We start from the raw sequence: 25,564 nt of genomic DNA, 5'->3' as shown, positions 1-25,564 counted from the left end.
GGCCTGTTTCCGTCGCCCCAGTTCCGCCGCGCCACCCGGCGTCAAGCCTGCCCCAAAACCCCGGTGCGGCTCTAGGGCGCGGCTCGCGGGGTGAACGCCGCCAGCGGGATGCGGATCCAGGTGGGCCGGTTGCGGGCCTCGTACACGACCTCGTACACCGCCTTCGACAGCTCGAACGCCCGCAGCAGCGCCGCGTCCCCGCGCGTGATCATGCCGCCGCCCTCGCCGTAGCCCTCCAGGAATGCCTCGCGGTTGCGGTCCGCCCACTCCTGCGCCCGGGGCTCCAGCTCCGCGGCCTGGGAGTGTCCGGCGAGCAGGTGGCGGGCCGCGTAGTCGAAGGAGCGCAGCATGCCCGCCACGTCCCGCAGCGGCGAGTACAACGCGCGCCGCTCGGCCAGCGGTTGCCCCGGCTCGCCCTCGAAGTCCAGCACCACCCAGTCGGTCGGCGTGCGCATGACCTGGCCCAGGTGGTAGTCGCCGTGAACGCGCTGCACGGGCACCTCGTGCGTGAGCAGGTCCACCTGGTGGTAGGCCTCCTCGATAACGCTCACATGCCCGCGCAGCTCGGGCACCTCCGCCACGGCCCGGCCCAGCCGGCGCCTGAAGGATTCCGCCATCCGCTTGACCTCGTGCGTCTCGATGACGTCCGTGGGGAAGGCGGCGGCCAGCTCGTGGTGCACGCGGGCGGTGGCGGCGCCGAGCCGCAGCGACTCGGCCGCGAAGTCGCCGCCCGCGTCGGCGGCCGTCACCTCGGGCAGTGACGCGTACAGGTCCCGCACGCTGGCCAGGGCGAGGTCCCAGCCGTCGTTCGCGTTGCACAGGAACTCCTGCATGATGGCGAGCGTGGTGTCCGTGCCGTCCAGGTCGGTCTCGATCCACCCGTACGGCTGCGCGATGTGCGGCGCGTCCCTGGCGGCCAGCGCGGTGACGATCTCCAGCTCGGGGTTGACGCCGGGGATGAGGCGGCGGAAGAGCTTGCAGATGTACGCGTCACCGAAGACGAGCGAGGTGTTGGACTGCTCCGCCCCCAGCACCAGGCTGCGCGGTGAGGTGTCGATGGTGACGCCGGGCACGTGCCGCAGGCGCAGGCCGTTGTGGGTCTGGTCGTGGGCCATGCCCTCGAGCAGCCAGCCGGTCCGCTCGAAGTCGTGGACGGCGTCGTAGAGGTAGGTGTCGCCCACCATGCCGATGAGCGCGTGCCCCAGGCGGTCGGGGAGCGAGGAACGCTCCCCGAGCAGGAGCTGGTAGCGGTCGCGCGAGCCCTCCTGCCACACGGCGACGATCAGATGTCTCAGGCCGGGTGTCAGCTCGACGTCCGACTCGACGGAGAGCTGGTCGATCGCGCGCCCCTTGCCACCGAACCAACGCTGGCGGCCGATCCATGCGGCAAGGAGCTCGTCGAGCACGTCCTACTCCTCCTGGGTGACGGCCGGCGGGAGTGTGAACCAGTAGAACCCATGCCCAGGCAGCGTCAAAAGATACGGAAGTTCGCCAATTGCCGGGAATGGAACTCCGCCCATGGTCTCCACGGGAGAGACCCCCACGAATCTCCGCAGGTCCAGCTCGACCGGCTGGGGGAAGCGTGACAAGTTGTTCACGCAGAGCATCCGGTCGTCGCCCAGTTCCCTGACGAACGCGAGCACGCTGGGGTTGGAGGAGTTGAGCTCCGCGTAGCCGCCGAGACCGAACACCGGGTGGCGTTTACGGATCTCGATCATGCGCTTGGTCCAGTGCAGCAGCGAACCGGCGTTCTTCTGCTGGGCCTCGACGTTGAGGCCCTGGTAGCCGTAGATCGGGTCCATGATGACCGGCAGGTAGAGCCGGCCGGGGTCGCAGTCGGAGAAGCCGGCGTTGCGGTCGGGGTCCCACTGCATGGGGGTGCGCACGCCGTCGCGGTCGCCGAGCCAGATGTTGTCGCCCATGCCGATCTCGTCGCCGTAGTAGAGCACGGGCGAGCCGGGCAGAGACAGGAGCAGGGCGGTGAACAGCTCGATCTGGTTGCGGTCGTTCTCCAGCAGGGGTGCCAGGCGGCGGCGGATGCCGACGTTCGCCCGCATACGGGGGTCCTTGGCGTATTCGGTGTACATGTAGTCGCGTTCTTCGTCCGTGACCATTTCGAGCGTCAGCTCGTCGTGGTTGCGGAGGAAGATCCCCCACTGGCAATTTTCCGGAATTTTCGGCGTTTGAGCCAGAATTTCGGAAATGGGGTAACGGGATTCCCGGCGGACGGCCATGAAAATGCGGGGCATCAGCGGGAAATGGAAGGCCATGTGGCATTCGTCCCCGCCACCCACTGGATCGCCGAAGTATTCCACCACGTCCGACGGCCACTGGTTGGCCTCGGCGAGCAGCACGCGGTCGGGATAGAGCCGGTCCACCTCGGACCTGATCCGCTTGAGGTACTCGTGCGTCCTCGGGAGGTTCTCGCAGTTGGTGCCCTCCTCCTCGAAGAGGTACGGCACCGCGTCCAGCCGGAACCCGTCGATGCCGAGGTCGAGCCAGAAGCGCAGCACCTCCAGCATGGCCTCCTGCACGTCGGGGTTCTCGTAGTTGAGGTCCGGCTGGTGGTGGAAGAAGCGGTGCCAGTAGTACTGGCCGCGCACCGGGTCGTAGGTCCAGTTGGAGGTCTCGGTGTCGATGAAGATGACCCGGGCGTCCTGGTAGCGCTCGTCGGTGTCGGACCACACGTAGAAGTCGCCGTACGGGCCCTCGGGGTCGTGCCGGGAGGCCTGGAACCACGGGTGGGCGTCGCTGGTGTGGTTCATGACCAGGTCGGCGATGACGCGCATGCCGCGCTTGTGTGCTTCGTCCACGAGCTTCACGAAGTCTCCGAGATCCCCGAACTCGGGGAGGATCTTCATGAAGTCCGCGATGTCGTAACCGCCGTCACGCAGCGGCGACTCGTACAGCGGCAGCAGCCACAGGCAGTCGACGCCGAGCCACTGGAGATAGTCGAGCTTGCTGATGAGCCCCCTGATGTCGCCGGTGCCGTCGCCGTTGGAATCGGCGAAACCCCGGATCAGGACCTCGTAGAAGAGCGCGCGTTTGTACCAGTAGGGATCGCGCGGCTTTTCCTCGTCGAAGGTGTTGGGAATGGGCGTGGTGGAGCTCATGAGCCACTCCGTGAGGGGCTCATGACGGAGGCGCTTTCACACACGTTGAAGACTCCCCGCTGAATTCAGTTCTACCGTGGCGCGGCTCGTACGGTGAGAATATGGGCAGGCTGGATGTGGGGGTCGAGGCGCACGTAGTTGCTCTGCCGCCAGCGGTACGACTCGCCCGACAGCTCGTCGTCCACGACGAACTCCGCGTTCCAGTCGAGCCCGATGGCAGGTAGGTCAAGATCAACGGTCGCCTCGTGGGTGTGGTACGGGTCCAGGTTGATGACCGCCAGAACCACGTCGCCCAGCCCGTGCCGTCGTGTGGCCGGGTCATAGGCGCCGGGCAGCCGCTTCGAGAAGCAGACGATGTCCGGTTGGTCGACCCTGTGGATCCGTAGATTACGCAATTCCTGCAGTGCCGGATGCGCTCTTCGGAACAAATTCAGGTGAGTGATGAAGGGGGCCAGGCTCCACCCCTCGCGTTCGGCCGTAACCCAATCACGAGGTTTGTACTGATATTTCTCGCTATCTAGGTATTCCTCGCTGCCTGGGCGTACCGGGATGTTCTCTATGAGTTCATATCCGGAATAAACCCCCCAGGTGGGGGCGCCGAGCGCGGCCAGCACCGCCCTGATCTTGAACGCCGGGACCCCGCCGTGCTGCAGGTACTCGTGCAGGATGTCCGGCGTGTTCACGAACAGGTTCGGCCGCAGGTAGGCGGAGGTCTCGTGGGAGAGCTCCGACAGGTAGTCCTCCACCTCGCCCTTGGCGTTGCGCCACGTGAAGTACGTGTACGACTGGTGGTAGCCGACCTTGGCCAGCGTGCGGAGCATCGCGGGACGGGTGAACGCCTCCGCCAGGAAGATCACGTCCGGGTCGGTGGTGTGGATGTCGGCGAGCAGCCGCTCCCAGAACGCGACCGGCTTGGTGTGCGGGTTGTCGACCCGGAAGATCCGCACGCCGTGGTCCATCCAGTGCCGCAGCACCCGCCTGACCTCGGCGTAGATGCCCTCGGGGTCCTTGTCGAAGTTGATCGGGTAGATGTCCTGATATTTCTTCGGCGGGTTCTCGGCGTAGGCGATGGAGCCGTCGGCCCTGATCGTGAACCACTCGGGGTGCTCCTTCACCCACGGGTGGTCCGGCGAGCACTGGAGCGCGAAGTCGAGCGCGACCTCCATGCCCAGCTCCCTGGCCCGGCCCACGAAGACGTCGAAGTCCTCGATCGTGCCCAGGTCGGGGTGGACGGCGTCGTGGCCGCCGTCCTCGGAGCCGATGGCCCAGGGCGAGCCGGGCTCGTCGGGCTCGGGGCTGAGCGTGTTGTTGCGGCCCTTGCGGAACGTCGTCCCGATGGGGTGGACGGGCGGCAGGTAGACGACGTCGAAGCCCATCTTGGCGATGGCCGGCAGCCGCTTGGCAGCAGTCTGGAAATTTCCGGACTTGGAGATGCCGGCCTCGTTGACCACCGCGCCTTCCGACCTGGGGAAGAACTCGTACCACGAGCCGTACAGCGCCCTGCGCCGGTCCACCCTGACCCGGTGCGACTTCGACCTGGTCACCAGCTCCCGCAGCGGGTGCGAGTCCAGCAGCGCGGCCGTCTCCGGCAGCTGCGCGATCGACAGCCGGGCCCTCGGGTCCAGGTCCTCGTCACGCAGCGTGGCGGAGACCCCCAGCAGGGCCGCCCGGTGCCCGCAGGCGCTCTCGCCGCCGCTCCCGTTCTTCGAGCCGTTGGGGCTCTGGCCCTTCGGCCGCTCGTTGGGGCAGTCTGCCGCCCGCACGGCCCTGGCCGCCCGCTCGAACAGCCGGGCCCCCTCCTCGCACATGAGGTCGACGTCCATGCCACGCGGGATCTTGATCTCGGCGTCGTGCAACCACGTGCTGATCGGGTCGCTCCACGCCTCCACCCGGAACAGCCAGTCACCCTCGGCGGGCAGGCTCACGTCCACGCCCCAGCGGTCGGTGCCGGGCGCGAGCTCGCGCATCCGTCTCAGCCGCCCGCGCTGCCCGTCGGGCGAGGTGAGCACCACTCCTGCGGCCACGGCGTCGTGGCCCTCTCGGAAGACGGTGGCCGAGACCTGGAAGGTCTCGCCGGCGACCGCCTTGGCGGGCCACTGCCCGCAGTCGACGACGGGGGAGATGTCCGTGATGGGAATTCGTCCGATCATCGCATTCAAGGGTTTGCGGAGGCGCGCTCGGCGCCACCGGAGGCTTTCCGTACGGGTGCAGGCGTTCGTGTCGGGTCCAGACGGGTGCCGGTGCGGGCCCGGCGACCGGTGGTGGGTCGCCGACCGTATCCGGCCATGACAACGATCCTCGCATGTAAATTGTGGACAGCAGTGGATAGACCTCCCGAGTGTGTCCGCGGGAGAGCCAACATTGAGGAAAGTTGCCCCAATAGTCCCTCTTCATGCTTGCTCCTGGCAGGGGTTTGAACGGCCCTCGCCGGGGTGAAGGACTGACGAGGTCCCTCCTAGCCCGTAGGGTGCAGAAACGTGAGAGCTATCCGCCGGTTTACCGTCCGCACCGTCCTGCCCGCGGAGCTGGCCGCCCTCGGCGAGCTCGTGCACAATCTCCGCTGGTCATGGCACCCGGAGACGATGGACCTCTTCGCCGAGGTCGATCCCGGCCTCTGGGAGCAGGTCGGGCACGACCCCGTGGCCCTGCTCGGCGCCGTCACCCCGGCCCGGCTCAGAGAGCTGGCCGCCGACCGCCGCTTCCTGCGCCGCCTCGCGGACGCGGCCGACGACCTGCGCGAATACATGACCTCGCCGCGCTGGTACCAGACGCTGCCCGACGGCGCGCGGGCCATCGCCTACTTCTCGCCCGAATACGGCATCGCCGCCGCGCTCCCGCAGTATTCGGGCGGCCTCGGCATCCTGGCCGGCGACCACCTCAAGGCGGCCAGTGACCTGGGCGTGCCGATCCTCGCGGTCGGCCTGCTCTACCGGCACGGCTACTTCACGCAGTCGCTGTCGCCCGAGGGCTGGCAGCTGGAGCACTATCCGTCGCTCGACGCGGGCGGCCTGCCGCTCACCCTGCTCAAGGAGGCCGGGGGCGAGCCGGTCAAGATCCGCATCGGCCTGCCGGGCGAGCGCGAGCTGCACGCCCAGGTGTGGGTGGCGCAGGTGGGCCGGGTGCCGCTGCTGCTGCTCGACTCCGACGTGGCCGACAACGACACCGCCGCCCGCGACGTCACCGACCGCCTCTACGGCGGCGGCACCGACCACCGGCTCATGCAGGAGCTGCTGCTCGGCGTCGGCGGCGTGCGCGCGATCAGGGCGTACTGCCAGATCACCGGGCACGCCGAGCCCGAGGTGTTCCACACGAACGAGGGCCACGCCGGGTTCCTCGGCCTCGAGCGCATCCGCGAGCTGACCGAGTCGCGGCTCTCGTTCGACGAGGCGCTGGAGGCCGTGCGTGCGGGCACGGTGTTCACCACGCACACGCCCGTCCCGGCGGGCATCGACCGCTTCCCCGTCGACATGATCGAGCGCCACTTCGGCGGCTCCAACGCCTGGCCGACCGTTCCCGTCGGGCGCATCCTGGCGCTCGGCGCCGAGGCCGATCCCGGCCGGTTCAACATGGCGGTCATGGGCATGCGGCTGGCCCAGCGGGTCAACGGCGTGTCGGAGCTGCACGGCCGGGTCAGCCGGGAGATGTTCAAGGACCTGTGGCCCGGGTTCGACGTGGACGAGGTCCCGATCGGCTCGATCACCAACGGCGTGCACGCCTCCACCTGGGTCGGCCGGGAGTTCATGGAGCTGGCCGGGCGGGAGTTGCCCGCGCTGCTGGAGCGGGCCCGCGGCTGGGAGGGCATCCAGAAGATCGCCGACGGCGACATCTGGCAGATCAGGGGCACGCTGCGCAGGCGGCTGGTCGAGGGCGCCCGGGTGCGGCTGCGCAAGTCGTGGCGCGAGCGGGGCGCCTCCGACGCCGAGCTCGGGTGGATCGACGACGCGCTCGACCCCGAGGTGCTGACCATCGGCTTCGCCCGGCGCGTGCCGTCGTACAAGCGGCTCACGCTGATGCTGCGCGACCCCAAGCGGCTGACCGAGCTGCTGCTCGACCCGGACAGACCAGTGCAGATCGTCATCGCCGGCAAGGCGCACCCCGCCGACGAGGGCGGTAAAAAGCTCATCCAGCAGATCGTCAAGTTCGCCGACCAGCCGACCGTGCGCCACCGCATCGTCTTCCTGCCCGACTACGACATGGCGCTCGGCCAGCTCATGACCCAGGGCTGCGACGTGTGGCTGAACAACCCGCTGCGCCCGCTGGAGGCGTCCGGCACGTCCGGGATGAAGTCCGCCCTGAACGGCGGGCTCAACCTGTCGATCCGCGACGGCTGGTGGGACGAGTGGTACGACGGCACCAACGGCTGGGCGATCCCGACCGCCGACGGCGTGACCGACCCCGACCGGCGCGACGCGCTGGAGGCCGCCGCCCTCTACGACCTGATCGCGCACGAGGTGTCCGACCGGTTCTACGACCGGGCCTTCGACGGGCTGCCGCGCCGCTGGATGGAGATGGTCAAGCACACCCTCGCCTCGCTGGGGCCGAAGGTGCTGGCCGGGCGCATGCTGCGCGACTACGTCGTCGGCCTGTACACCCCGGCCGCCGCCTCGGCCAGGGCGCTGTCGGCCGAGTCGTACGCCCCGGCGAAGGCGTTCGCCGCCTGGAAGGTCCGGGTCGCCCAGGCCTGGCCCGGCGTGCGGGTGGAGCACGTCGAGGCCTCGGGCGTCGGCGAGGCGCCGGAGGTGGGCGCCCGCGTCGAGCTGCGCGCCACGGTCGCGCTCGGCGACCTGGAGCCCGAGGACGTGCTGGTCGAGGCGGCCTACGGCAAGGTCGGCCCGCACGACGAGCTGGCGAGCCCCACCTACGCCAGGCTCTCCGTCGCGTCGATGGACGACGACCGGCGCGCCCACTACACCGGTGAGATCCCGCTCGACCGTACGGGGGCGTTCGGCTACACGGTCCGGGTCGTGCCGTACCACCCGCTCGCGGCCACCCCGGCGGAGCTCGGGCTCATCGCCGTGCCCGAGGAACCCGTGGGCATGACCAACGGCACGCTCAGGTAAAACGGGCGGCATAATCGGGACGTGGACGACAGCGGCAACGGCCTGCGGGCCGACACTCTGGTGGCCACGGTCCGCGGTGTGCTGCCGTCCCTGACGCCGGCCGCGCAGACCGTCGCCCGGCTCATCCTCGAAGATCCCGCCACGGTGGCGAGGAGCACCATCACGGAGCTCTCGGCCGCCTCGGGCACCAGCGAGGCCACGATCGTGCGCACCGCCAGGCTGCTCGGGTTCGCGGGCTATCCGCAGCTGCGGCTGGCCTTAGCCGCCGCCGCGGCGCAGCCCGACCGGCTCGTGCCCGGCGACCTCGCGCCCGACGACCCGCTGTCGGAGGTGATCCAGAAGGTGGCGCGGGCCGAGTCGGAGGCGATCAACGACACGGTCGCCCAGCTGACCTCCGAGCGGCTGGGGCTGGTCGTCGACGCCATCGCGGGCGCCCGGCGGATCGACGCCTACGGCGTGGGCGCCTCCGGCCTGGTGGCCGAGGACGTCGCCCAGAAGCTGCTGCGCATCGGGCTGTCCAGCCACGCCTTCCAGGACGCGCACCTGGCGCTGACCAGCGCGGTGCTGCTCAGGGAGGGCGATGTGGCGATCGGCATCAGCACCTCGGGAGAGACGCCCGACGTGATCGAGCCGCTCACCCGGGCCGGCGAGGCCGGGGCCACCACGGTCGCCATCACCAACAACCCGCGCTCGTCCATCGCAGAGCTGGCCGAACACGTGCTGATCTCCGCCGGGCGCGAGACGGAGTTCCGTCCCGGCGCCCTGGCCAGCAGGATCAGCCAGCTCCTCGTCGTCGACTGCGTGTTCGTCGGCGTCGCCCAGCGCACCTACGACTCCTCCCAGGAGGCGCTCGCGAGCACCAGGCGCGCCGTCAAGGAGTTCACCAGGCGAACGACACCCGCACGTCGTCAGCCTTGACGAACATCACGCGGTGGCCGAACTGGATCTCCAGATACTTCGTCCTGCCCCGCACCACCTTGTGGTCCGCCAGGTCGAAGGTGACCGCGCGGTAATACTCCGTGGCGGCGGGGCCCGCCAGGGTGTACTTCTCGCCCGCCGAGAACGTGTACTGCAGCGGCGTCACCGCCTGGTACGGGATGTCCGCCGGGTAGGCCTCCTGCTCCGGGTAGGCCCTGCCGTACACCGGGACCGTGGCCTTGCCGGGCTTCGGCGTGACCACGAGGCCCGCCGACGGGACGGCTGTCGGCGCGCTCGCCGGGTTGTGGAACCACGCCTTCTGGCCGAGGTACCAGATGGCGGTCCAGTCGCCCTGGCGGTCGGCCACGGCGAAGCGCTGGCCGGTGGTGGCGCGGGCGCTGTGGTCGTACACGCTGTAGAGGGAGCCGCCGGTCGGGTGCTTGCCGATGTCCTTGACCAGCGGCGCGTCGTCCCTGGGCTCGGTGCGGAGCCAGACGGTGCTCGCGGGGAGGGGCGGGCAGTCGGCTTCGGGGTTCGCGCGGTCGCATCCGTAGAAGTACGGCTTGTTCGTCGCGAAGTCCGGCTTGATCATGATTGATCCGGCGTTGGGGCCGCCGAAGCGGTGCAGCGGCGCGCCCATCAGCTGGAAGTAGTGCGCCCAGTCCCAGAACGGCCCGGGGTCCTCGTGCATGCCCTGCACGGTCGTCGGCAGCGTGCCGGGCACGTTGTCGTGGCCCAGGATGTGGGCCCGGTCGAGCGGCACGGCGTAGCGGAGGGCCAGGTAGCGGACCAGTCGCGCGCTCGACCGGTACATCGCCTCGGTGTACCACGTGGCGCCCTCGGCCAGGAAGCCCTCGTGCTCGATGCCGATGGACTTGGCGTTGATGTACCAGTTGCCGGCCTGCCAGCCGACGTCCTTGGCCTTGATGTGCTGGGCGATGTGGCCGTCGGTGGAGCGGATGGAGTACTGCCAGCTCGCGCCGTAGTTCGGGTCCTGGTTGAGCCGGATGGACGGCTCGAAGTACCCCTCCATGTCGTGGATGACGATGTAGTCGATCTTCTGGCTGGACGGCCGGTTCGCCAGGTCGTAGTGACCGTAGTCGTCAGGGGGCAGTTCCTGGTACGCGGACGGGATCCACTCGCAGGAGACCGAGGCGGGGCACTCCACGCCGTCGGTCCTGGACGGGCGCAGACCGAGCTTCTCCAGCCACTTCTCGATCTTCTCCAGGCCCGGCACCGCCGGCAGGGCGACCTTCTGCCCGTCGTCGGTGGTCCGCGCGGCGCCGTTCTTGATCGTCGCGAACACCTCGTCGGCGAAGAACTTCGCCGCGCCCGTCTCCTCGGCCCCGCTGTACTTCGCGACCGCGCCGTACCACTGGCCCGGGTCGTCGCTCAGCGGCGCGCCGAGCGACTTCTGGTAGTCGGCGAGCAGCGCGGCGCCGCCGCGGATGTTGGCGGCGGCGTCGGAGCGCAGGCGCTCGCGGCTCTCGCCGGTCAGCTCCGCGGCCTTGTCCATGGTGCGCAGCGCGGCGGGAATGTCGGCGGGGGCCGCCGAGGTCGTGGGCGCGGGCAGCGGGCGGCTCTCGTCGCCGCGCGCGTCCTCCTCGCCCTGGCCGTGGTGGTTGGACGCGGCGAAGGAGGCGGCGTCGGTCAGGTGCATGGGCCCGAACCCGGCGCTGTTGGACGGCTGCCCGGCGTGGGCGTCCCAGCGGGACTCCAGGTACGACACACCGAGCAGGACGCTCTCCGGCACCTTGAACTCCCGCGCGGCCGCCGCGAAGGCCTCCTGGCGGTCGGCCGGCTCGTCGGCGTGGGCGGCGGGGGTGAGGGCTAAGGGCAGGAGGGCGACCACGGAGATCGCCAGTAGTCGGCGCATGAACCACTCCTTGGGCTGGGGGGTCACGTAGTGCAGTTCAGCGTCTCAACATTTTCCTTCTTAGGCGAGATCTTTACGAAAGAATTCTTCACCTGTTAAGGGCTACGGGATGAGGACGACCTTACCCGTGGTGGCCCGGGATTCCAGGGCGGCGTGGGCGGCCGCGGCCTCGGCGAGCGGGAACGCCTGCACCGCGGGTGTGAGCGTGCCGTCGGTGGCCGCCGCGAGCGCGCGCACCTCGTAGCGGGGCCTGGTGTCCGGCTCGCTGAGCAGCGTCATCAGCGCGTTCGTCACCGTGAGGCCGCGCTTTTCGACCGTCTCGGGGTCCGGGCGGAAGACCTGGGACGAGGCGTTGCCGATGGTCACGTACCGGCCGCCGTCGGCCAGCAGTTCGAACGCGGCGCGCGCCTTGTCGCCCCCGACCCCGTCGAGCAGGGCCGTGACCTCGCGGCCGCCCAGCTCCGCCGCGACGCTTTCCGCCCAGGAGGGCCGGTCGTAGTCGACGGCGAGGTCCGCGCCGAGCTCGCGCACGGCCGCCACCTTGGCGGGGCCGCCCGCCGCGCCGATCACCTTGGCCCCGAGGTCGCGCGCGTACTGGACGACCAGGCGGCCGATGCCGCCGGCCGCCGAGGTGACCAGCACGACGTCGGACGGGGTCAGCTCGGCCACGTCCAGGAACTGCAGCGCCGTCACCCCGGTGACGATCATGGCGACCGCCGTCTCGTGGCCGATCGTGATCGGGTGGACCGACGCCACGTCCGCCACCGCCAGCTCCGCGTAGCCCCCGGGCCGGCCGGACGCGGTCACCACGTCCCGCCCGATCCAGGACGGATCCACTCCGGGGCCCACCTCGTCCACCCGCCCCGCCACCTCGCCACCGAAGATCGTCGGGAGCTCGGGCTGCGGCGGCAGCGACTCTCCGGCGCGGCCCGACCGCAGCACCGTCTCGACCAGGTGCACGCCGGCCGCCTTCACGGCGATGCGCACCTGCCCGGGGCCGGGCACGGGATCGGGCACGGTCTCGTAGCTCAGGTTCGTGGCGGGGCCGAAGGCGTGCAGGACGACGGCGTGCATGGTGCTCTCCCGGATACGGCGATCGATTCGCCTCCGAGGCTGCAACCTCAACCTTGCTTGATGTCAACTTCCGGGAAACTTGATCGGCTTCTTGACGGCGGGCGCCGCGTCAGGAGTGATCGCTTCCATCGGGACCGGTGACTATGAGGGACGAGGCCGTCACGGAGGAGACCATCAGGGCAGCCGGGCGCGGTAGACGTCCCTGGCGCGCTCGTAGACCTCCAGATGGTCGTCCAGCTGCGCCGCGCTCTCGAACGTGCCGAACTCCCGCAGCACGACCTCCAGCCGGTCCAGCCACGCCAGGCACCACCGCACGTCCGCCTCCCTGGCCACGTGCGCGCCCGCGACGTCCACGTACACCGGACTCGTGTGGGCGTACGCGCCGGCCCCGTGCAGGGCGCGCGGATGCGGCCCGCCCGAGGCGACCCCCACCACGTACGTCGGCTCGCCCGCCTCCATCGTGGCGGTCAGCCGCCCGGGCGGCCCCTGGGCCAGCACGCCGTCGGCGGTGCGGATCTCCAGCGACTCCACCTCGGGCCCGACCGAGGTGAGCACGATCTCCACCCACTGCCCCGGCGCGAGCTCCAGCGTGTCGCCGGGCCCGTGGCCGTTCACGGCGAGCTCCAGCCACGGGCCGGTGGTGGCGAAGGTGCGGCCGAGCAGGATCGCCTCGGCGTACGACTCGGCGGTGAGCGGGCCGGCGACGTTCGCGTACACGCGCTCCCAGCCGGGCGGGCTGGACGCGGTGCCGCGGCGGCAGAAGGACAGCACGGCGTCGGTGCCCGCGGTCACCGCGAGCCGGTTGCCCGCGCCGATGAGGCGGCGGTAGACGCTCGCCGTGGCCTGCACCGAGGAGTGGTTGAGCACGTCGAGGGTGTCGATCAGGCCGAGCGCGGCGTCCGCGACGATCTCCCTGGCCGCGCAGTCGCGCCCGCTGTCCAGCACGACGTCCGGCGGGTCGTCGTCGGCGAACGCGGTGTGGAACGGGTGCCCGTACCCCGTCAGCCCGCCGAGCGCCCGCAGCTCCTCCAGCGCGACCGTGTTGGGCGGCCAGTCGGCCGTGCCCTCGAACCCCGTGTGGTAGCGCCGCGGCGGCTGCCGCAGGCCGAACGCGCTGACGTGCCCGACGACGTCGTTGCGGTACTCGACGCCGATCCTGGCCAGGTGGCGCTCGTCGGACCACGGCAGGTCCTCGCCCGCCCAGTGCGCCAGCGCCTCGGCGTCGTAGACGCGACCGCTCGCGACGTTGCCCGCCACGAGGTTGAGCACGTGCAGGTCCTCGCCGTGCTGAGCCGCCGCGGCCAGCGCGGGTGCGGCGGGCTCCTCGCCCATCCAGTTGAGGTGGACGTGCAGGTCGCCGCCGTACCAGCCGCGGGCCGCCGCGTCGTAGAGGCGCTCGGGCGCCAGCTCGACCAGCGTCTCGGTGCCCGCCTTCGGGGTGAGGGTCACCTCGGACGTGGTGTACTCCATGCCCCTGGTCACCGTGACCGTGATCGGCTCGGCGGGCACCGCGACCACGAGGTCGTCGCCGTGGAAGTACGGGTTGCGGTGGGCGTCCCTCTTGGGCGGGGCGCCCTCGGGGTACCAGCCCTGCCCGTTCGCGCCCGTCACGCTCCACCGGCACGGGAAGCCCGCCCGCACCCTGATCGTGGCCGCCTCCGCCCGCCTGCACAGCGGCGACAGGTCGACCTCGCGCCCGTCCACGCTGACCTCCCGCTCCAGCGGGACGATCCGGGCGCCGCGCGGGGGCACATCGTACGGCGTGCCGTCCACGACGACCGTCACGGGCTCGTCCGTGGCGGAGTCCAGCAGCAGCGAGGTGCGGAACGGCTCCGCGCCCAGCACCACCTGCCGGTCGGCCTCCAGCGCGACCCCGCCGGGCGTCAATCGCAGCGCCGCCAGGTTGTCCAGCACGTCGCCCGCGAGCGCGTCGCGCACCACCCGCTCGGGATCCACCTCGTGGAGATGCTGCTCGATCTCCTCCGGCGAATAGCGTTCGGCGAGCTGCCGTCGCGCGGCGTTCCAGTAGGTGTAGCGGCGGTCGAGGAACACGGTGGCCCAGGCCTGGGCGACATAGGAGATGGGCGGCTCGCCCCAGCACGGACCGTGGGCGTCACGCAGCGCACGGTAGTCGGCCAGCGCGCGGGCCACGGGGGCGGGAAACAGCGGATCGTCACTCATCGGACACTCCCTGGATCGGACGCGTCGCCATAGTGACACGAATCGCCGTCTGGGGGCAGGGGGATGACATGAGGGACATCATCGATCGCGAAGCCGTCCAGGACCTCGTCGCCACCGGGGAGGCGCAGCTCGTCGAGGTGCTTCCGGCGGAGGAGTACGCGTGGGCGCACCTGCCCAAGGCGGTGAACCTGCCGCTGGGCTCCCTCGACTCGGCGGCGGGCGAACTGGACAAGGAGCGGCCGGTCATCGTCTACTGCCACGACTGGCTGTGCGACCTGAGCCCGCGGGCCGCGCGCAGGCTCGACCGGCTCGGGTTCCCCGAGGTGCACGACTACGTGGCGGGCAAGATGGACTGGCTGGCGGCGGACCTGCCGTACGAGGGGAGCGCCGAGCTGGTGTCGCGGAACACGCGCCGTGACCCCGTGACGGCCGCCCCGGCCGACCCGCTGGACGAGCTCACCGAGCGCATCATCGGCGACCCGGCCGGGGTGGCCGTCGTGGTGGACGAGGACGACGTGGTTCAGGGCGTGGTCGGGTCGCGCGAGCTTAAGGGCGCCGGCACGGGCGGCACCGCCGAGCGGGTCATGCGCGTCGGCGTGACGACCGTGCGGCCGAGCGAGGAGCTGGGACCGCTGGTCCAGCGCATGGACCGGGCCAAGGTGGACCACGTCGTCGTCACCCAGGCGAACGGCAGGCTCGTCGGCCTGTTCGGGCTGGGCGACGTGCGCCCGCCCGAATCAGAGTCCGACCTGGGCTGACCCCGGGCTGATTTCGGGCCGGCCCCGGAGCCGCCGGGACGGCCCCGGGACGGCCGCGGGATGGTCCGGGAGTGGCTATGCCCGGTTCAGGCGGAACGCGGGCTGCCCCGGCGAGCCCGGCTGCGCGTCGAGCGACTTGTCGTCGAGGATGGGCGCCACGTCCTCCGCGACGAAGACCCGCACGTCCTCCTTCTGGACGACCTGGTCACCCGCCTGCGGCGTGCTCGCGAGCGACAGTTCGAGCGTTCCCGCCTCGTCGGGCTTGGGTGAGATGCGCAGGCCGGCGTCGGCGGGCACGTCCTCGCCGACCATCAGATCGCGGATCGCCTCCACGGCGTTGTCGGTCAAGGTCAGCACGGCGAACTCCTTCGTCATCGGCTTTCTCGTCGGCGAACCCTCAGGACGGGCCGCCTCCTCCCGACCCCTGCCCGAAATCCGGCATGTCACGACTGGTCCCGGGTAGCGGTGGCGGCATGGGGAAGAACGAAGCCGTCGTGGACGTCCTGCTCGACCGCTACGGCCGGACGTTCGCCAAGGAGAGCGGCATCAAGCTCGCCGACCAGCCCAAGCCGCTGTACCAGCTGCTGGTCCTGGCCACCCTGCTGAGCGCCCGCATCTCGGCCGACGTCGCGGTGGCGGCGGCCGTGGAGCTGTTCAAGGCCGGGTACGGCACGCCGAAGGCCATGCGCGAGGCGAGCTGGCAGGACCGGGTGGACGCCCTGGGCCGCGGCCACTACCGCCGCTACGACGAGCGCACCTCGACCATGCTGGGCGAGGGCGCCGAGCTGCTGATGGAGCGCTGGAAGGGCGACCTGCGCCGGCTGCGCGAGGAGGCCGGCGGGGAGGACCGCAGGATCAGGCAGCTGCTGATGGAGTTCCCGGGCATCGGGCCGACCGGGGCCGACATCTTCCTGCGCGAGGTGCAGGCCGTGTGGCCGCAGGTCGCGCCGCACCTGGATCAGAAGGTCCTGGACGGGGCGGAGAAGCTGGGGCTGCCGCGCCAGGAGCGCCGGCTGGCGGGGCTGGCCCACTCGAACGACGAGCTGGCCCGGCTGTCGGCCGCGCTCGTACGCGTGTCGCGCAGCAAGAAGACGGTGGACGAGGTGATGTCGGCGGCGGCCCGCTGACGCGCCGCGGCGGGCCCGCGCTCACGGCCGCGCTCACGGCCGCGCTCACGGCCGCAGTCACGGCCGCTCTGTTAGGTTCGCCTCATGGGTGAGTTTGTGAGCGTCGAGGTGGCCGACCAGATCGCCACGATCCGTCTTGACCGTCCGAAGATGAACGCACTCAACGGCCAGGTCCAGCGCGAGATCGCCGAGGCCGCGCGCGAGGTCGACGCCGACCCGCAGGCGCAGGCGGTGATCCTCTACGGCGGCGGGAAGGTCTTCGCGGCGGGCGCCGACATCAAGGAGATGGCCGACATGTCGTACGCCGACATGGCTGCCCACTCCCGCACGCTCCAGGCCTGCTTCACCGAGGTCGCGAGGATCGGCAAGCCGGTCATCGCCGCCATCACCGGCTACGCCCTGGGCGGCGGCTGCGAGCTCGCCCTCTGCGCCGACTTCAGGGTCGCGGGCGAGTCGGCCAAGCTGGGCCAGCCGGAGATCACGCTCGGCATCATCCCCGGCGCCGGAGGCACGCAGCGCCTGCCCCGCCTGATCGGCCCGGCCAGGGCCAAGGACCTGATCTTCACGGGCCGGCACGTCGCCGCCTCCGAGGCGCTCGCGATGGGCCTGGTGGACCGGGTGGTGCCCGACGAGCAGGTCTACACGGCCGCCCTGGAGTGGGCCGCCACGTTCGTCGGCGGCCCCACGGTCGCGCTCCGCGCCGCCAAGCAGGCCGTCGACCAGGGCCTGGAGGTCGATCTCGACACGGGCCTCGAGGTGGAGCGCCTGCAGTTCTCCGGACTGTTCGCCACGGACGACGCGAGGGCCGGCATGCGGGCGTTCGCGGAGAAGGCCAAGCCCAAATTCACAGGTCGTTGAGCGGGACGCCCGACCCGTTCGGATAGCTCGTCCTTTCAGGCGCTGGTTTGCCAGTATGGTGGCGTTTCATGATGCGCGTCCTCGTCCCAGCCCGGCTCCGGAAGGCCGTGCGTACGTGGTTCGACTCCCGCTACATCTCGATCTCCGATCACCGTCAGGACATCAGGGACGCGCTGTGGGAGGTCCAGACGCTGCGGCGGGAGGTGGCGACCCTCCAGGGCGAGGTCGAGCGCCTCAGGAACGCCCGCCCGCCGGCCGCGCCCAAGCCTGACACCAGGAAGATCGACGAGGCGCACCGGCTGGCCCAGGAGACCGCCAAGGCGCTGGACGGCGTGCTCCAGAACGAGGTCCTGGTCTGGCAGGCCATCGACGACCTGCGCGCCGGCAGCGCGTCGGGCACGGGCTCCGGCAGGCCGGGGGAGCAGCCGTGCGCGTGACCTGGACGGGCACCGCTCTGACCTTCCGCCTCGACGCCGAGGACGAGATCACGGGCAAGGCGTCCGACGATCATCCGATCAAGCTCGCCATCAACTCCTGCTCCATCGGCGGCGTCCCCGACGACGCCCACCCTGACCTCTTCGCCCTCGCCGCCTGGACGGTCGTGGCGCCGTGGACCAGGAAGCGGATCGTGTTCGACCGCGCCATCTCCGCCGAGGTGGCCGAGGAGCTGTACGCCGGGTGGGGCGTCAAGGCCGGCCCGGTGGGCGCGGAGCCGCGCCGGGCGGGGAGCAGGCTCGCGATCTCGTACAGCGGCGGCGCCGACTCCGTGGCGGCGGCGGCCATCCACCCCGAGGCGCCGTTCGTGCACTTCCGCCGCGTGCCCCACCCGAGGGTGCCCAACCGCTGGTCGCACTACCGCTCCGACGTGCTGGCCAAGCTCGCCGCGAGGACCGGGCGGGAGCTGAGCACGGTCACGTCGGACCTGGAGTTCACGCTGGCCGAGCCGCGCCCCGGCTACCCGGAGCACCACGCCGTCGCGGCGGGCGCGCTGCTGCTGGCCGACCAGCTGGACCTCGGCGGGCTGGGCTTCGGCTACGAGCTCGGCTCGCGCTGGCTCGGCGGGGGCCGCTACCTGTGGCGCTACACCCCCGACAACCCCATGTGGTCGCCGCACGGACGGTGGGGCCGGCTGTTCGCGGCCGTCGGGGTGCACATCGTGCTGCCCGTCGGCGGGGTGAGCGAGGCGACCACGATGCGCCTGGCGCTCGGCTCCGGCCTCAAGGACTACGTCCGCTGGTGCCTGCGCGGAACGAACGGCCCGTGCCGTACGTGCGGGAAGTGCCTGTACAAGGAGCTCATCCAGGCCGCCGTCGAGCGCCGCCCGCTCGACACCCCGATCACCGCCGACCAGCCGGTCGCGCGCAAGTGGCTCAAGAAGCCGCCGTACGGCGGGATGGAGATGGTCCAGTACGGGCTGGCCCGCGTGCCCGGCATCGAGAAGACGCTGTTCGCGGGCACGCTCGACTACTTCGACGTCACGGAGGAGTCGACGCGCTGGCTCGACCACTGCTACCCGCGGGCGCTCGGCGAGATCCCCGAGCCGTGGCGCGGCGAGGCGACGGCGTTCATGAAGGAGCACGTCGGGCTGATGGCGGAGGACGAGATCCGCAAGGTGGAAACATGGGGCTCCTGACCCCGCAGGTGAGGAGTGAGGACGCGTGAAGGTTTATCTGTCGGTCGACATGGAGGGCGTGACCGGCCTCACCGACCCCGAGGAGATGCACGCCGGCAAGCGCGGCTACGAGCGCGGCTGCGAGCTGATGACCGCCGACGCCAACGCCGCCGTGGAGGGGGCGTTCGAGGCCGGGGCGTCGGCCGTGCTGGTCAACGACGCGCACGGGTCCACGAAGAACCTCCGGATCGACCTGCTGGACCCCAGGGCGAGCCTCATCCGCGGCCCGGGGAAGGCCCAGCGCATGGCCCAGGGCCTCGACGGGTCGTTCCAGGCCGCGTGCTTCGTCGGCTACCACGCCCGCGCGGGCGTCCAGGACGGCGTGCTCAACCACACCTGGATGGGCAAGGAGATCCAGAACGTCTACCTCAACGGCGAGCTGTGCGGCGAGACGCGGCTCGTGGCGGCGTGCGCCGGGTTCCACGGGGTGCCGGTCGCGGTCGTGACCGGCGACGAGGCCGTCGGCGAGGAGGCGCGCGCGGTGCTGGGCGACGTCGAGACGGTGGCGGTCAAGAAGGGCATCGACAGGTTCTCGGCCGAGCTGCTGCCGCCCGCCGTCGCGCAGGCCCGGATCCGTGAGGCCACGGCGCGGGCACTGCGCCGGTTGAGCGACTTCACGCCGTACGAGGTGCCGGCGCCGTACACCTTGGGGGTGGAGTGGAACTCCACCGCCATCGCCGCCGCCGTGGCCCTCGTGCCGGGGGTGAAGCAGGTGGGGTCGCGCCACACGGAGTTCACGACGGACGACTTCACCCAGATCATGGCGCTGTTCGGCATCTTCGCCACCATCGGCGGCCAGGTCGCCTGCGGCAGCGGTCCGTACGGCTGAGGCCGCGAGAGCAAGGAGAGCGTGAGGTGGAAGGGGCGGCGCTGACCCGGCGGGGGCTGCTGGTCGGGATCGGCGCGGTGGGCGGCGCGGGAGCCATGTACGCCGCCATGGGCGCGCTGGGCCTGGCGCCGTCCGAGCAGGACAAGAAGTTCGTCGCGCCCAGGGCGGGCGACTTCAGCCTGCGCGGCAAGGGGGCGGCCACGGTCGTGATCCTCGGCGCAGGGGTGGCGGGGCTGACGGCCGCGTACGAGCTGGGCAAGGCCGGCTACGACTGCACGCTGCTCGAAGCGGCGGACCGGGCGGGCGGGCGGAACCTGACGCTGCGCGGCGGCGACCGGCTGGACGAGCTGAACGGCCCCACCCAGGACGTGACGTTCGGGCAGGGCGTGTACTTCAACGCCGGTCCGGCCAGGATCGCCCCCTGGATGGTGACCCTCGACTACTGCCGCGAGCTGGGCATCCCCATCGAGACGTTCATCAACGACAACGCCGCCGCCTACGTGCACACCAACGGCAGGACGGTGCGGTCGCGCACTGCCCGAGCCGACATGTACGGATATGTCGCGGAGCTGCTGGCCAAAGCGACAAATATCGGAGCGCTGAACAGGACCATCACCAAGGCCGACCAGGAGACGCTGCTCGACTTCCTGAGAAGGTTCGGCGACCTGGGCCCCAAGCTCGAGTACGAAGGGTCCATGCGCCGCGGTTTCACGAAATATCCGGCAGTCGACCTGGGCACCCCGCTCGACCTCCCCGGCTCCCTCCACCAGGTCCTCGCCGCCGGCACCGGCCGCGCCATCACCAACAACTTCGGCTACGACCAGGCCACCCCCATGTTCCAGCCCGTCGGCGGCATGGACGCCATCGTCGCCAGGCTCACGGAGGCGGTCGGCCAGGAGCGGATCAAGACCGGCGCCAGGGTCACCAAGATCACGAATCTGCACGACGGCGTGGAGGTCGTCCACGAGGGCGGCAGCGTCAAGGCCGACTACTGCATCGCCGCCCTCCCGCCCCACATCCTCGCCAAGATCCCGCACAACCTCGGCGCCCAGGTCACCACCGCGCTCAGGGCCCCGGTCCCGGTCGCCGCCGGCAAGATCGGCTTAGAGTACGGCACGCGCTGGTGGGAGCTGGAGGACCGCATCTACGGCGGCGTGACCGAGACCGACCTGGACATCGCGCACATCTGGTACCCGTCCCACGACTACCACGCCGAACGCGGCCTCCTCGTCGGCTACTACAACCACGAGAGGGACGCCGAGCTGTACGGAGCCCTCAGTCCGGAGGACAGAAGGCGCAGGGCGCTCACCCAGGGCAAGAAGATCCACGGCGAGAAGTACCGCCAGAACGTCCTGTCCAGCGTCTCCATCGCCTGGGAGCGCCGGCCGCACATCCAGGGAGGCTGGGTGCGCTGGCCCGACTTTGATTCGTCCTTCACTTTTCTGCAACGCCCCGCCGGAAGGGTCTACTTCGCGGGGGACTGGCTCACCCATCTGATCGCCTGGCAGGCGGGGGCCATGGAGTCCGCCCGCGGCGTCGTCACCCGGCTGCACCAGCGCGTGCTGCAGTCGGCGTGAGGCCGCACGCTGCTCCCTCGGCCCGGGGTTAGGGTTTTCGGGAGAAGCCGAAGGACGGGATCGAGGAGTTGGAATGGCGTTGGACTGGGTGCCCGCGACCGAGCGGACCGACCTGCTGGCCGATCCGGTGGCGCAGGCCGTGGCGGACGTCGAGGGCGTCGAGGTGGCCGAGATCGATCCCGGGCTGGCCGACACGGCGGCGTTCTGCGAGCAGTACGCCGTGACCCTCGACGAGTCCGCCAACTGCGTGGTCGTGGCGGCCAGGAGGGGCGGCGAGACGCGCTACGCCGCCTGCATGGTGCTGGCCACGATGCGCGTCGACGTCAACGGCGTGGTGCGCAAGCACCTGGAGGCCCGCAAGGCGAGCTTCGCGCCGATGGCCGACGCGGTGGAGCTGACCGGCATGGAGTACGGCGGCATCACCCCGCTCGGCCTGCCGGGCGACTGGCCGATCCTGGTCGACACCCATGTCGCCGGGCACCCGAGGGTGGTGATCGGCAGCGGCGTGCGCCGGTCGAAGCTGGCCGTGTCGGGCGCCGCGCTGGCCGGTCTGAAGAACGCCGAGGTGCTGCCGCTGGCCGGCTGACGGGAAAACTGAAGCCGATTCGAGACCGTTGGATGGGAAACCCATGGGGCCTTTCTGGACGTTGTACGAGTGGGAATGTGGCCTCATGGTTCATCTCGTGGGCGGGGATTAAGCCGGTATGGTGCTTCATGCCATGAACGATGACCGACTCGGCCCTTACCGGCTGCTCAGGCGGCTCGGTGAAGGCGGGATGGGCGTTGTCCACCTCGCTGTCGACCCCCAGGGCCGGCAGGTGGCGGTCAAGGTCCTGCGCGCGGAGGTCGCCGGTGACGAGGTCGCCAGGCGACGGCTTTCGCGCGAGGTCGAGACGATGCGGCGGGTGCGCAGCAAGTACATCGCCGAGGTGCTCGACGCCGACGTCACCGGCCATCGCCCCTACATCGTGACCCGCTACGTCCCCGGCCGTCCCCTCGACGAGATCGTCAAGGACGACGGGCCGCTCGACCTGCCGGCGCTGGCCAGGGTCGCGCACGGGGTGGCGTCCGCGCTGGCCTCCGTGCACTCGGTGGGCGTGATCCACCGCGACCTCAAGCCGGGCAACGTGCTGATCCTCGACGGCGAGCCGGTCCTGATCGACTTCGGCATCGCGCAGGCGGTGGACGCCACGCGGCTGACGCAGACCGGCATGTTCATCGGCACGCCCGGCTACCTCGCGCCCGAGATCATCGAGGGCCAGGAGGCCGGGCCCGAGGTCGACATCCACGCGTGGGCGGGCACGCTGCTGTTCGCCGCGACCGGCCACCCGCCCTTCGGCAAGGGCACGCTGGAGATGGTCTTCTACAACATCACGGCGGGCAAGGCCGACGTGGGCGCCGCGCCCGCCACGCTGCAGCCGCTGCTCAAGGCGGCCTTCCAGCGCAACCCGAGCAAGCGGCCCAGGGCCGCCGAGCTGGCCGAGCAGGCCGCCAGGATGCTGCCGCAGCAGCCCCGGGCGGGCTCGCCCGACGAGATCCCGACCTCGCCGCGTCCCGTGGAGCCCGCCGTCGAGCCGGCGCGCGACAGCCGCCCGGACAGTCGGCAGGACAGCCGGCAGGACAGCCGCCCGTACGACATCCCCACGCCGCCGGTGACGCCGAAGTCCCTCATCGAGCAGGAGGAGCAGCCCACCGCGCCGCCGCAGGACCAGCAGTACGTCTCGCTCCTGCCCGACCAGCCCGACCCGTGGCCGACCCGCAGGGTGACGCCCGAGGAGCTGCGCCGCATCCAGCGGGAGGGCGGCGCCGCGGCCCCGTCCTGGCCGCAGCCGCTCAACCGCCACGGCCTCGCGGCCCCGCCCGGCGACGGCGACGTGCCGACCCGGCGGGTGCGTCCCGAGTCGCCCGACTACGGCAGGCTGCACACCCCGGTGCCGAACGCGCCCCACGGGCAGGGCCCCGAGTCGCCCGACTACGGCAGGCCCGCGCCGAGCCCGCTCCGGCCGCCCCCGTACATCCCGCCGCAGTATCCGCGGACCGACCCGCTCGCCGACCAGCAGCCCTACGCGCCGCAGGTCCCGGGGGCGCAGCGGACCAAGGCGTACGGGCTGGCGAGCGCGATGCTGCTCGTGCTCATGATCGTGGCCGCCGTGCTGCTGCCCGTGGTCGTCATGGTGGTGGCGCTGCCGGTCGCGATCCTGCTGCGCGCGGCCGACCTCGCCCAGCCCCGGTTCACGGCACGCCGGGCGGCTGGGGCGGCCTGGCTCGACGTGGTCAAGGTGTTCTCCTTCCCGCAGGAGCTGGCCAAGTCGGCGGGCATCACGCTGGCGCTGGTGCTCTACGCGCTCATCCTCGGCCTGCCGGTGACGCTGCTGCTCACGGTCGTGGCCAAGATGGACCCGTACAACGCCCTTTCCTGGGGCGCCGCGGTCGCGCTGTGGACGGTGTGCGCCGGGCCCGGAGTGGAGGGTCCCGGCAAACAGATGCGCAGAACGCTCTCATCGCTCGTACCCTCGACAACAGCGGCCATGGTGATGGCGGGAGTCCTCGCGGCGGGGGCCGCGCTCTCGCTCATCCTTGCCATCGGCACGTTCGGGGTAGAGCCAAGGAGGGCCGTGTGGACTCCGCTGAACGTCGATCCAGTGGTCTATCAGCTAGATGGTCTGAGGGGGGATTCCGGGGGATGACGCGGGGAAGGTGGCGATGAACACCCAGGCACCAGAACGTCTTGGCCCCTACCGCCTGATCAGGAAGATCGGCGAAGGCGGCATGGGGGTCGTCCACCTCGGCCTCGACGGCGAGGGCCGCGAGGTCGCCATCAAGGTGCTCCACCCGCACGTGGCCGCCGACCTCAAGGCACGCGACCGGCTGACCCGCGAGGTCGAGACCATGCGCCGGGTGCGCAGCCCGCACGTCGCCGAGGTGATCGACGCCGAGCTCGTGGGCGGCCAGCCGTACGTCGTGACCCGGTTCGCGCCCGGCCGCACGCTGGAGGACACCGTCCTCGCCGAGGGCCCCCTGGAGGCGCGCGAGCTGATCAGGCTCACGCAGGGGCTGTGCCAGGCGCTGGTGGCCATCCACGCGGCCGACGTGATCCACCGCGACTTCAAGCCGTCCAACGTCATGCTGGTCGACGGCGAGCCTCTGGTCATTGACTTCGGCATCGCCCACCTGGTGAACGCCACCAGGCTGACCCAGACGGGCATGTTCGTGGGCACGCCGGGCTACCTGGCGCCGGAGATCATCCGCGACACCGACATCACCCAGGCGGCCGACGTGCACGCGCTGGCCTCGACGGTGTTCTTCGCGGCCACGGGCGTCCCGCCGTTCGGCACGGGGACGTTCGAGGCGGTCTGCTTCAACATCATGGAGGGGCGGGCGCAGCTCGACAAGGCGCCCGCGTGGCTGCGCGGCTGGCTCAGCCGGGCGCTCCAGGTCGATCCGGCGGCCCGGCCCGGCGCGCACGAGCTGCTGCGGATGGCCAGGGCGCTCGATCCCGCGGTGACCACGTTCAACGAGGCCTCCTTCGAGGGGCCGACGGGCACCAAGCGCATGACCGACCGCACCCGGAGCATGGACACCTTCTCCGACCTGCTGCCGCCGGTCGAGTACGGCACGCCGCCCCCTGCCCGGCAGTCGCCACCCACCCGGCAGCAGCCGCCGAGCCCGGCGCAGCAGCCGCCCCCCTACGTGCCCGCGCCGGTCGCGGCGAGGCCGCCCGCGCCGTACCCCGACCAGCGGGTCGCCGGCTACCCGGCGCCGCCGTCCACGGCGCCCTCGCAGGCCAGGCCCCACACGCCGCCGCCGCGCTACCAGCCGCCGGCCGAGCGGAAGAAATACCTGTTCGGCAGCCAGTTCGTGGGCCTGCTCCTGCTGGTCACGCTGGTGGCGCTGACCGTGATGATGCCGGTCATGGTCGGGGCGATCGCCGTCGCGCTGGCCCTGGTGCTGCGCATCGGCGCCTACCTCTTCGGCGACCTGGTCAAGCGGCGCCAGATGCGCGGCTCCAGCTCGGCCGACCCGCTGCTCGCCGTGGTCGGCACGCCGTGGGCGCTGGTGAAGTCCGCGCTCGTGACGGCCGTGCAGGTGCCCCTGTCGCTGCTGTTCGGCGTGTGCGTCTGGGGCCTGCTCTACTGGGCGGGCCGGATGAGCGTCAACGAGGCCGCCTCCTACGCGGCGGGCGCGTTCGCGGCGGGCCTGTTCGTGCTGCCGGGCGGCGGGGCACCGCGCCAGGCCGTGACGCGCTCGCTCACCAGCGTGCTGCGCAGCCCGGGCGCCGCGCTGGTCGCGGTCGTGCTGGTGGGCACGGCCGCGCTGTTCGCGGTGATGTTCGCCCTGGGGCAGGACCCGGTGTGGTATCCGTGGCGGGCGCCCGAAGCGGTGATCGACGACCTGGCGAGCGACGCGAGGCAGAGCACGATCGGCCTGATCACCGGCCTGATCGACAGCCTGCTCGGCGACCTGGGGCTGGGGTTCCTGACCTTCTGGTCCTGAGTGTCCCCACGGGCTCTCGGGGGGAGA

General features: G+C 71.2%; 19 protein-coding genes. 12 read left to right on the top strand and 7 right to left on the bottom strand.

Annotation, left to right across the window (positions count from 1 at the left end; all coding sequences use genetic code 11):
- Positions 1 to 71 precede the first annotated feature (71 nt).
- From FH608_RS21215 to FH608_RS21205, 3 genes are all read right to left on the bottom strand, one after another.
- Positions 72 to 1,406 carry a maltokinase N-terminal cap-like domain-containing protein gene (locus FH608_RS21215; protein ID WP_139632281.1) on the bottom strand — a complete coding sequence of 445 codons (1,335 nt, stop codon included), beginning with the start codon at positions 1,404 to 1,406 and terminating at the stop codon, positions 72 to 74.
- Between the two features lie 3 nt (positions 1,407 to 1,409).
- On the bottom strand, positions 1,410 to 3,113 hold the full coding sequence (treS, locus tag FH608_RS21210; RefSeq protein WP_139632280.1) for a maltose alpha-D-glucosyltransferase: 1,704 nt from the start codon (positions 3,111 to 3,113) through the stop codon (positions 1,410 to 1,412).
- 71 nt (positions 3,114 to 3,184) lie between these two features.
- Entirely contained in the window at positions 3,185 to 5,263 is a 2,079-nt protein-coding gene (locus FH608_RS21205) for an alpha-1,4-glucan--maltose-1-phosphate maltosyltransferase (protein WP_139632279.1), read from the bottom strand.
- Positions 5,264 to 5,590: 327 nt separating this feature from the next.
- On the opposite strand from FH608_RS21205, the gene glgP reads away from it, so the two are divergent.
- Together glgP and FH608_RS21195 are read left to right on the top strand one after the other, a co-directional pair.
- Positions 5,591 to 8,173 (top strand): alpha-glucan family phosphorylase, encoded by a 2,583-nt coding sequence (gene glgP / locus FH608_RS21200; RefSeq protein WP_139632278.1) that lies wholly within the window; start codon positions 5,591 to 5,593, stop codon positions 8,171 to 8,173.
- A gap of 21 nt (positions 8,174 to 8,194) precedes the next feature.
- Complete coding sequence (locus FH608_RS21195; protein ID WP_139632277.1) at positions 8,195 to 9,091, top strand: MurR/RpiR family transcriptional regulator; 897 nt, start codon at positions 8,195 to 8,197, stop codon at positions 9,089 to 9,091.
- On the opposite strand, the gene FH608_RS21190 is transcribed toward FH608_RS21195, so the two are convergent.
- The 3 genes from FH608_RS21190 to FH608_RS21180 form a co-directional block, all read right to left on the bottom strand.
- Positions 9,054 to 10,967 carry an N-acetylmuramoyl-L-alanine amidase gene (locus FH608_RS21190; RefSeq protein ID WP_139632276.1) on the bottom strand — a complete coding sequence of 638 codons (1,914 nt, stop codon included), beginning with the start codon at positions 10,965 to 10,967 and terminating at the stop codon, positions 9,054 to 9,056. The genes FH608_RS21195 and FH608_RS21190 overlap by 38 nt on opposite strands.
- Positions 10,968 to 11,069: 102 nt before the next feature.
- Positions 11,070 to 12,041: a zinc-binding dehydrogenase gene (locus FH608_RS21185; protein ID WP_139632275.1), complete on the bottom strand. Its 972-nt coding sequence runs from the start codon at positions 12,039 to 12,041 to the stop codon at positions 11,070 to 11,072.
- Positions 12,042 to 12,215: 174 nt separating this feature from the next.
- Positions 12,216 to 14,222 carry a CehA/McbA family metallohydrolase gene (locus tag FH608_RS21180; protein WP_193318534.1) on the bottom strand — a complete coding sequence of 669 codons (2,007 nt, stop codon included), beginning with the start codon at positions 14,220 to 14,222 and terminating at the stop codon, positions 12,216 to 12,218.
- 68 nt (positions 14,223 to 14,290) lie between these two features.
- Between FH608_RS21180 and FH608_RS21175 the strand changes: the two genes are divergently transcribed.
- Positions 14,291 to 14,980 (top strand): rhodanese-like domain-containing protein, encoded by a 690-nt coding sequence (locus FH608_RS21175; RefSeq protein ID WP_139632274.1) that lies wholly within the window; start codon positions 14,291 to 14,293, stop codon positions 14,978 to 14,980.
- 75 nt (positions 14,981 to 15,055) lie between these two features.
- On the opposite strand, the gene FH608_RS21170 is transcribed toward FH608_RS21175, so the two are convergent.
- On the bottom strand, positions 15,056 to 15,355 hold the full coding sequence (locus tag FH608_RS21170) for a Fe-S cluster assembly protein HesB (RefSeq protein ID WP_226899736.1): 300 nt from the start codon (positions 15,353 to 15,355) through the stop codon (positions 15,056 to 15,058).
- A gap of 98 nt (positions 15,356 to 15,453) precedes the next feature.
- Here FH608_RS21170 and FH608_RS21165 point away from each other — a divergent pair, with 98 nt between their 5' ends.
- The 9 genes from FH608_RS21165 (at position 15,454) to FH608_RS53845 (ending at position 25,537) form a co-directional block, all read left to right on the top strand.
- Positions 15,454 to 16,107, top strand: coding sequence for a hypothetical protein (locus FH608_RS21165; protein ID WP_139632273.1), 654 nt, complete (start codon positions 15,454 to 15,456; stop codon positions 16,105 to 16,107).
- A gap of 84 nt (positions 16,108 to 16,191) precedes the next feature.
- On the top strand, positions 16,192 to 16,965 hold the full coding sequence (locus FH608_RS21160; RefSeq protein WP_139632272.1) for an enoyl-CoA hydratase/isomerase family protein: 774 nt from the start codon (positions 16,192 to 16,194) through the stop codon (positions 16,963 to 16,965).
- A gap of 68 nt (positions 16,966 to 17,033) precedes the next feature.
- Positions 17,034 to 17,402 (top strand): hypothetical protein, encoded by a 369-nt coding sequence (locus FH608_RS21155; RefSeq protein WP_139632271.1) that lies wholly within the window; start codon positions 17,034 to 17,036, stop codon positions 17,400 to 17,402.
- Positions 17,393 to 18,598: a DUF6395 domain-containing protein gene (locus FH608_RS21150; RefSeq protein ID WP_139632270.1), complete on the top strand. Its 1,206-nt coding sequence runs from the start codon at positions 17,393 to 17,395 to the stop codon at positions 18,596 to 18,598. Before FH608_RS21155 ends, FH608_RS21150 begins: the two co-directional genes overlap by 10 nt.
- A 25-nt stretch (positions 18,599 to 18,623) precedes the next feature.
- Entirely contained in the window at positions 18,624 to 19,466 is an 843-nt protein-coding gene (locus FH608_RS21145; RefSeq protein ID WP_139632269.1) for a M55 family metallopeptidase, read from the top strand.
- Positions 19,467 to 19,492: 26 nt separating this feature from the next.
- A complete protein-coding gene (locus FH608_RS21140) occupies positions 19,493 to 21,043 on the top strand; it encodes a flavin monoamine oxidase family protein (RefSeq protein ID WP_226899735.1) in 1,551 nt (516 codons plus the stop codon).
- A gap of 73 nt (positions 21,044 to 21,116) precedes the next feature.
- Positions 21,117 to 21,629 (top strand): YbaK/EbsC family protein, encoded by a 513-nt coding sequence (locus tag FH608_RS21135; protein WP_139632268.1) that lies wholly within the window; start codon positions 21,117 to 21,119, stop codon positions 21,627 to 21,629.
- Between the two features lie 133 nt (positions 21,630 to 21,762).
- Complete coding sequence (locus FH608_RS21130; RefSeq protein WP_139632267.1) at positions 21,763 to 23,730, top strand: serine/threonine-protein kinase; 1,968 nt, start codon at positions 21,763 to 21,765, stop codon at positions 23,728 to 23,730.
- A 16-nt stretch (positions 23,731 to 23,746) separates the two neighbouring features.
- Positions 23,747 to 25,537, top strand: coding sequence for a serine/threonine-protein kinase (locus FH608_RS53845; protein ID WP_139632266.1), 1,791 nt, complete (start codon positions 23,747 to 23,749; stop codon positions 25,535 to 25,537).
- The last annotated feature ends 27 nt before the right edge of the window (positions 25,538 to 25,564 follow it).

Source organism: Nonomuraea phyllanthi, assembly GCF_006334985.2.
Taxonomy (GTDB): Bacteria; Actinomycetota; Actinomycetes; order Streptosporangiales; family Streptosporangiaceae; genus Nonomuraea; species Nonomuraea phyllanthi.
This window is presented reverse-complemented; position numbering and strand designations above follow the sequence as displayed.

Coding starts and splice junctions, on each gene's coding strand:
- FH608_RS53845 (WP_139632266.1), top strand. CDS start 23,747: ATGAACACCCAGGCACCAGAACGTCTTGGCCCCTACCGCCTGATCAGG.
- FH608_RS21185 (WP_139632275.1), bottom strand. CDS start 12,041: ATGCACGCCGTCGTCCTGCACGCCTTCGGCCCCGCCACGAACCTGAGC.
- treS (WP_139632280.1), bottom strand. CDS start 3,113: ATGAGCTCCACCACGCCCATTCCCAACACCTTCGACGAGGAAAAGCCG.
- FH608_RS21170 (WP_226899736.1), bottom strand. CDS start 15,355: ATGACGAAGGAGTTCGCCGTGCTGACCTTGACCGACAACGCCGTGGAG.
- FH608_RS21130 (WP_139632267.1), top strand. CDS start 21,763: ATGAACGATGACCGACTCGGCCCTTACCGGCTGCTCAGGCGGCTCGGT.
- FH608_RS21160 (WP_139632272.1), top strand. CDS start 16,192: ATGGGTGAGTTTGTGAGCGTCGAGGTGGCCGACCAGATCGCCACGATC.
- FH608_RS21165 (WP_139632273.1), top strand. CDS start 15,454: ATGGGGAAGAACGAAGCCGTCGTGGACGTCCTGCTCGACCGCTACGGC.
- FH608_RS21155 (WP_139632271.1), top strand. CDS start 17,034: ATGATGCGCGTCCTCGTCCCAGCCCGGCTCCGGAAGGCCGTGCGTACG.
- FH608_RS21135 (WP_139632268.1), top strand. CDS start 21,117: ATGGCGTTGGACTGGGTGCCCGCGACCGAGCGGACCGACCTGCTGGCC.
- FH608_RS21175 (WP_139632274.1), top strand. CDS start 14,291: ATGAGGGACATCATCGATCGCGAAGCCGTCCAGGACCTCGTCGCCACC.
- FH608_RS21190 (WP_139632276.1), bottom strand. CDS start 10,967: ATGCGCCGACTACTGGCGATCTCCGTGGTCGCCCTCCTGCCCTTAGCC.
- FH608_RS21180 (WP_193318534.1), bottom strand. CDS start 14,222: ATGAGTGACGATCCGCTGTTTCCCGCCCCCGTGGCCCGCGCGCTGGCC.
- FH608_RS21205 (WP_139632279.1), bottom strand. CDS start 5,263: ATGATCGGACGAATTCCCATCACGGACATCTCCCCCGTCGTCGACTGC.